The sequence below is a fragment of the Streptomyces sp. CO7 genome, from assembly GCF_053474865.1.
Window position 1 is genome coordinate 1 of the sequence record NZ_JBRIOU010000121.1, and the last position, 433, is coordinate 433.

Annotated in this window: 1 protein-coding gene; it reads left to right on the plus strand. The window is 67.2% G+C overall.

Translation table 11 applies throughout. The features are described 5' to 3' along the window. The coding region (locus tag ACOV8S_RS31395) for a CoA transferase (protein WP_448321877.1) at positions 1 to 433 on the plus strand (433 nt) is incomplete at both ends.

The window sequence follows — 433 nt, forward strand, 5'->3', positions numbered from 1 at the left end:
ATGCTCAACTGCAACAAGCGGAGCATCACCCTCAACACCAAGACCGAGCGCGGCAAGGAGATCCTCACCGAGCTGATCCGGCGCTCGGACGTCATGGTCGAGAACTTCGGGCCGGGCGCCGTCGACCGGATGGGATTCACCTGGGACCGCGTCAAGGAGATCAATCCACGGATCGTCTACGCCTCCGTCAAGGGATTCGGCGAGGGCCCGTACACCGACTTCAAGGCGTACGAGGTCGTCGCGCAGGCCATGGGCGGATCGATGTCCACCACCGGTTTCGAGGACGGGCCACCGCTGGCGACGGGGGCCCAGATCGGGGACTCGGGCACGGGCGTGCACGTCGTGGCGGGCATCCTCGCCGCGCTGTACCAGCGGGAGCGCACCGGACGCGGTCAGCGGGTGAACGTGGCCATGCAGCACGCGGTGCTCAACC